Source organism: Bacteroidales bacterium (assembly GCA_012517825.1).
Lineage (GTDB): Bacteria > Bacteroidota > Bacteroidia > Bacteroidales > JAAYUG01 > JAAYUG01.
Map to the genome: position 1 here is coordinate 1 of JAAYUG010000061.1, position 7261 is coordinate 7261.

At 48.1% G+C, this 7261-nt stretch carries 4 protein-coding genes; all 4 read left to right on the forward strand.

Features of this window, described 5'->3' with window-relative positions; all coding sequences use genetic code 11:
* Positions 1-1145: TonB family protein (locus GX419_04025; GenBank protein ID NLI23859.1), on the forward strand; the 1145-nt coding region annotated here is incomplete at its 5' end.
* A 215-nt stretch (positions 1146-1360) separates the two neighbouring features.
* Complete coding sequence (gene radC / locus GX419_04030; protein NLI23860.1) at positions 1361-2053, forward strand: DNA repair protein RadC; 693 nt, start codon at positions 1361-1363, stop codon at positions 2051-2053.
* 1018 nt (positions 2054-3071) lie between these two features.
* Positions 3072-4832, forward strand: coding sequence for a glycoside hydrolase (locus GX419_04035; GenBank protein ID NLI23861.1), 1761 nt, complete (start codon positions 3072-3074; stop codon positions 4830-4832).
* Positions 4833-4844: 12 nt separating this feature from the next.
* Positions 4845-7261: AAA family ATPase (locus tag GX419_04040; protein NLI23862.1), on the forward strand; the 2417-nt coding region annotated here is incomplete at its 3' end.

The window sequence follows — 7261 nt, forward strand, 5'->3', positions numbered from 1 at the left end:
CCCGGCAGCTAAGAAAATGTGCACTGATTATTGGTAACAGCAACTATCCTTCAAGCATTCTGACAAATCCGGAGAATGATGCACGAGCGGTTGCGGCAATACTGCAAGAGATTGGATTTAAGGTGTATCAATATGAAAACGTGAAAAAAAAGCAGATGAAAAAAGTCATTGAAGATTTCGCGCTGAGCCTTAAAGGATGCGATGTAGGACTTTTTTTCTATACCGGGCATGGTATACAGGCATTCGGAAATAATTACCTTATACCCGTTGATGCAAACCTCTTAACCGAACGGCAGGTTAAAGACGATTGTTTAGAGGTTAACGGGGTTCTTGCTTTAATGGAAGGATCAGGTACCAGAGCTAATATTATTATTCTGGATGCCTGCAGAGATAATCCCTTCGAAAGGTTATGGACCGGGTCTTCAACAGGCAGAGGGCTTGCATCTATGAGTGCACCTGCAGGAACTTTAATAGCTTTCTCAACAGCACCTGGTAAAATTGCACAGGATGATAGCGGGAATAACAGTCCTTACACAGCAGCATTTTTGGAAATTCTTAAAGTCCCCGACTTATCAGTGTCTCAAATATTTCTGAATTTAACCGCACTTGTTGTGCAAAGAACAGGCAGAAAGCAAATACCATGGATCTCAATGGCATTAACAGAGGACTTATATCTGAACCCTTCTGACAAGTCTGCATCAATATCTCCAAATCAGGTGATTTCCAAACCAACGGTTGAAAAGCAGAATGTTGAGCAGGAAACTACTCCTGTTACCCGGCAGGAGCAGCAGTATGCAAATCAGCCGGAGAAAGAAGCATCCAGAGAAGAAGGCTCTTCTGGTGTGGAAGAAATGCCCAGGTTCATGGGAAAAGGGATGGAAGGTTTCATGGAATGGACCCAGAAAAATCTTCGCTATCCTTCGGAAGCTGCAGAGTACGGTATTCAGGGGCGTGTATATGTTCAGTTTACTGTAAATCCGAATGGGGAAGTAGTTGACGCCAAAGTGATAAAAGGTGTTCATCCGGCACTCGACACGGAGGCTCTCAGGTTGGTAATGTCAAGTCCTAAATGGACCCCGGGAAAAAAAGATGGTAAACCGGTAAAAATGCAGATTACCTTTCCTGTTGTATTCGCTTTGCAATAAAAATTTTTTGTCAGGTTTTACATCCCGATCATTGTTTAGATATTTTTTGTGTTTCTATTGACTAATCTCCTCTAATAATAATTTTGCTATAGCCTGGTTGAATTTGTTAATTCTTAGTACTTCGGTTTATTGTGAACAAACCCTTTAAAAGAATAAGGGGTTAAACCAACTGCGAGATTTTTCATTTTCCGGTATTAATAGTAAAAAAACCGGATATGACAGAGTACAATATGCCCATTAAGACCTGGTCGGTGGAGGACAGGCCAAGGGAAAAGCTGGTATTGAAAGGCCTCCGTTCGCTGAGCGATGCAGAGCTCATCGCCATTCTGCTGGGCAGTGGAACCAGGGAAGAGAGTGCTGTTGAACTGGCACGCAGGCTGTTGAAACATTATAATGACAATCTGAACGAGCTTTCGAAAGCTACGGCAGAAGATCTGAAACGCTTCAAGGGAATAGGCGAGGCAAGGGCGGTGACTGTAATTGCCGCTCTGGAACTTGGAAGAAGAAGAAATGCCGCCGAAGTGATCCAGCGCAAAAAAATTACTTCCAGTGCCGATGTGAGCGGTATTTTCTGTCCCTTGCTGGGGGATCTGCCGTATGAAGAATTCTGGGTAGTCTTGCTGAACCGGGCCAATAAAATCATTGATACGGTAAAAATCAGTCAGGGCGGGCTGGCCGGCACGGTTACCGACATCCGCATTATTCTCAGGCTGGCTCTCGAAAGGCTTGCTTCGTCCATCATCCTGGTTCACAACCATCCTTCAGGGAACCTGAAGCCCAGCGAATCGGACATTCAACTGACAAAACGCCTCAAGGAAGGCGGGGCACTGATGGACATTGCCGTACTGGATCATGTGATTGTGAGTGATCATAATGCGCTGAGTTTTGCGGATGAGGGAATAATCTGATGTGAGGGCGAGAGGGGTTCCATAGTTCCAATGTTTCAGAGTTCCATAGTTCCAAAGTTCCAGAGTTCCAGGGTTCCAAAGTTCCAGAGTTCCAAAATTCAAGCGTAGAGCGTAAAACGTAGAGCGTAAAGAGGGGTATTGGGTTTAGAGTGCAGAGCATTTTTTAATTAGCGTAGAGCGTATAGCGTAAAGCGTAAAGATTTGAGCTTAGCGTGTAGAGCGTAGAGACGTGTCATAAACACCATTTCTTTATGCTCTGTGCTTTACGGTCCTTCCCCGTAGGGGATGAAGGACAGTAGCCTGAAGGATCAAAAACCAACAAATTCCCCGTAGGGGATTAAGGACAATGGAATCGAGGTTCCAGTGTTTCAGGGTTCCAAAGTTTCAGAGTTCCAGCGTTCCAGTGTTCCAAGGTTCAATTTGTGATTTGAGATTTTTGAGTTGTGATTTGAGATTTTGCAGTGTAGAATAGTGAACAATTGGGTAGAACGTTAAGCGGAGAATAAACCGATAAACGCCATTTCTTTACGCTTTACGCTCTGTGCTTTACGCTCCTTCCCCATAGGGGATGAAGGACAATAGACGTGACGATCCAAGCCTAATCTTTTTCCCCGTAGGGGATTAAGGACAATGGAATCGAGGTTCCAGTGTTTCAGGGTTCCAATGTTCCAGAGGTTCAAGGATTTCTGATTTCCGATTTCCGATTTCCCATTAATGTGTTTTAGCTTTTATAGCGTGATCTCGTAAAGGAAATTGGAAATAGAAAATAGGAAATTTTCAGTGATTTCCGATTTCCCATTTCCTATTAATGTGTTTTAGCTCTCATAGCGTAATCTCGCAGAGGAAATTCGAAATAGGAAATCCTCGGGGATTTTTGATTTGTGAGTTGTCATTTTTACTTGGTTATCCTGCTCCCACTAACAATGACAACAAACTTTTATCTTATAATTCCCCGAACATAAAAAAACAGAATTTCGTTTGAGAATAATCTATAAATTAGCTGAAAATGTACCTTCTCATGTGCCGGAGATGTTATTGCATTGCACTGATCATATTGATTTTGCTGTCAGCAGGATGTGTCAGGCAGGGCCGGTATATCCGCGTTAACCAGCTTGGATACAGGCCGGGAGATATAAAAGTTGCCGTTTTTCTGTCGAAAAAGCCGGTCGCCATTCGCTCATTCAGGCTGGTAGATGCATCCACCGGAAAAGTAGCCGTGAGGTTTTCGAAGGCGGAACAGGCTGCAGCGTATCCTCCCTTTGAAAGTGTTTACCGGCTTGATTTTTCGCTGGTACAGAAGCCGGGATCCTATTATCTGGAGGCCGGCGGGGCCCGTTCGCCCGTTTTTCGTATAGCCGGAGATGTTTATAAAGGCACTGCCGATTTTCTTCTGCGTTACCTGCGGCAGCAGCAATGCGGGTACAATCCGCTTATCAGGGATTCGTGCCACCAGTATGACGGGTACATAATTTATTTGCCGGGCAGGGATTCCCAGCACATTGATGTTCGGGGCGGATGGCATGATGCTTCGGATTACCTTCAGTATGTAACCACCAGCGCAACAGCGGTTTATCAGCTTGCCTTTGCCTATATCCTGTATCCGGAAGCCTTTTCCGATGCTTTTAATGCCAGGGGCGACAGCGGCTCCAACGGCATACCCGATGTACTTGACCAGGTGAAATGGGGCCTCGACTGGCTTGACCGCATGAATCCGGAACCGGGCATTCTGTTTCATCAGATTGCCGATGACCGTGACCACATGGGCTTCCGTATTCCGGGGAACGATACTTTTTACAGCAAAGGATACGAGCGTCCGGTATATTTCTGCAGCGGAATGCCGCAGGGAATCGGAAAATACAAAAACCGGAGCACAGGCAGGGCCTCCATCGCCGGAAAGTTCGCTTCCTCCTTTGCCTTAGGATCCGTGGTTTTGAAAAACTATTATCCGGAGTTTTCGGCAAAGATTCTTCAGAAAGCAAAAGAAGCATACATTACGGGGTTAAAATATCCCGGTGTTTGCCAGACCGCACCCTGCCGTGCTCCCTACTTTTATGAGGAAGAAAACTGGGAAGATGATATGGAACTGGCTGCATCGACCCTTTATCAGGTTACGGGCGAAAGAAAGTATGCCGAGCAGGCTGTTGATTTCGGACAGAAAGAAGGCATTCCCGGCTGGATGGGAAGGGACACGGCCAGGCATTACCAGTACTATCCTTTTGTTAACCTCGGGCATTTTCTGTTGGCCGGTATGGATAGCATGGCCGGGTGTGATACCTTCCGGTTACTTCTGAAGGAGAGCATGGAACGCATTGCCGTCAGAACCGGGCATGATCCGTTCCGCATGGGAATACCTTTTATCTGGTGCTCGAATAATCTGGTGTCGGCGTTTATCACGCAGTGCCGGTTATATGAGCGTCTCACCCGGGATTCCTCGTACAGGGTTTATGAAGCTGCTGCCCGCGACTGGCTTTTTGGGTGCAACCCATGGGGTACCAGCATGATTACCGGACTGCCGGAAGGAGGCGACTGGCCGGAAGACATCCACAGTGCTTTGACGCATATAGGGAAATACCGGGTGGACGGAGGCCTGGTGGATGGCCCGGTGTACAGCAGTATTTTCAACAGCCTGAAGGGCGTATTTCTATCTTCACCTGATGAATATGCTGATGTGCAACCCTCGTTTGTCGTTTATCATGATGATTATGCCGATTATTCCACCAACGAGCCGACCATGGATGGAACGGCTTCGCTGGTGTTGTATCTGGCAGGGATGGAATAGGGAAAATTCAATATGGAAAATTCCGAACTTCAGCTTGCATACGATTTTGTAAAGTACACCAACCGGAATTTGTTTCTTACCGGAAGGGCAGGTACGGGGAAGACCACCTTTCTGCACACTTTGCGGAAGGAATCGCCCAAACGGATGATCGTGGTTGCTCCGACCGGGGTGGCTGCCATTAATGCCGGAGGGGTCACCATGCATTCTTTTTTTCAGCTTCCGTTCGGGCCGGTTTTGCCCGGCCATAGGATACAGCGGCAACAGGAAAAAGAAAATGAATTTCCGGGAAGGAAGTTCAGCCGGCAAAAGCGTGAGATAATCCGCACCCTCGACCTGCTTGTAATTGATGAGATCAGTATGGTGCGTGCCGATATGCTCGATGGAGTAGACGAGGTACTGCGGCGTTTCCGCAATCCGAAACTGCCTTTTGGAGGCGTTCAGCTGGTAATGATCGGCGACCTGCAGCAGCTTCCCCCGGTGGTGAAACAGGATGAGTGGGAGATTCTGCGAACGGCATATTCCACTCCGTATTTTTTCGGGAGCCATGCCCTGGCCCGAACCAATTACGTTACGGTGGAACTGCAGCATGTGTACAGGCAATCGGATGCAAGGTTTATCAGAATACTCAATGAGGTTCGTGATCAGAAGCTTTCCCCCGCATCTGTTGAACTGCTGAACCAGCGTTACCGGCCCGGATACACCGATGACCGGAATGAGGGATATGTAATTCTCACCACCCACAATGCCCCGGCTCAGGAAATCAACCTCTCGAAGCTGCAGAAACTTCGGGGCAAGGAATATGTGTTTAAGGCCCGTGTGGAAGGCGACTTTCCCCAGCAGATGTATCCGACCGATGCCAGGCTTTCCTTAAAAAAAGGCGCTCAGGTGATGTTTCTGAAAAACGATCCTTCGCCTGAAAAGCTGTATTTCAACGGGAAAATCGGCGTTGTGGAAGAAATAGACGACCAGTCGGTATTTGTTTTGTGCGATGGAGATCCGGATGCCATTGAAGTAAAGCCGGCTGTGTGGGAGAATATTTCCTATTCCATTGATGAGAAGACGAAGGAAATCCAGGAGCGTGTGCTTGGCACCTTTACCCAATATCCGCTGAAGCTGGCCTGGGCGGTTACTATCCATAAGAGCCAGGGGCTTACCTTCGACAAAGTGATCATTGATGCGCGGGCTGCCTTTGCCCATGGTCAGGTGTATGTGGCTCTTTCGCGCTGTCGATCGCTCGAGGGGATTGTCCTCAGCAGTAAACTGCCGGCGCATTCGTTCAGAAGCATTCCGGAACTGGTCGCTTTTCATGAGGAAATGACCTGCCGCATGCCCGATGATGCCATTCTCCGGGAGGCCAAACAGGAGTACCTGCGGCAACTGCTTGATGAATTGTTCGATTTTTCCGGGATGGCGAATGCCCTCACGGATTTGAAACTGTTGATAACCGAAAACAGGAACACGGTTATCAAACCCGACGAAGCGGAAACCAGTCTGCTTCAGGACAGGTTCCTGAAGGAAGTGCTTTCGGTGGCCGGCCGCTTTGGACAGCAGATTGACCAATTGCTTGAAGCAGGCGATGAGCCAATGATCAGGGAACGCACGGCCAAAGCTTCGGTGTTTTTTGCCGCCAAACTGGACGAACTATTTTCCGGAGCTGGTGAAGTTTTTCTGATCGATACGGATAATAAGGAGGTGAGAAAGAAATTGCAGGAAACCAGGGGAGAAATTATGATGCTTTTACGGCAGAAAAAGGAATGCCTGCAGGCCTGCAGTGAGGGCTTTGATATCAGCAGGTACCTGCGGGCAAAGGCTGTGGCAGCGTTAAGAACAGAGAAGGAAGACGGAATCGGGGATACGATACGCGAGAAAACAACCGACTCGGGTACCGGGCATCCCGAACTCTACGAAAGGATCAAACAATGGAGAAACATGCAGGCGTTGAATTCGGATGTGCCGGTTTTCCGGGTGCTTCCACTGGGGGTGATACGGCAAATCGCCGGACAGTTGCCCCTCACAAAGGAAGCGTTGCGGGAGATTAAAGGAATTGGAAAACGCAAGGCCGAGGCATATGGGGAGGAGATCCTGGAAATAGTAAGGAAATATTGCGAAGAGAAAAACATCGCAGGCTGGACACCGGAGCCGGAAAAGAAAAAGGAGCGCATTGCCAGCCACCGAATTACGGCCGACCTGTGGCGCAGTGGAAAGTCGGTGGCCGAGATAGCCAGTGAAAGAGGGCTTTCTGTTACGACAGTTGAAGGGCACCTGGCACAGAATATCAGGGAGGGAGAGATAGGTATTGAAGGGCTGGTGCCCGAAGAAAAGATCCGGCAGATCGAGGAATGCTTCCGGCGGAAGGGAAACTATCAGCTCAAGCCGGTCAAGGACGAACTGGGCGATCTGGTGAGCTGGGGAGAACTGAGAATGGTGGC

What these genes read in the sequence shown, in the direction of transcription:
- radC (NLI23860.1), top strand. Translation starts at nt 1,361, where the DNA reads ATGACAGAGTACAATATGCCCATTAAGACCTGGTCGGTGGAGGACAGG.
- GX419_04035 (NLI23861.1), top strand. Translation starts at nt 3,072, where the DNA reads ATGTGCCGGAGATGTTATTGCATTGCACTGATCATATTGATTTTGCTG.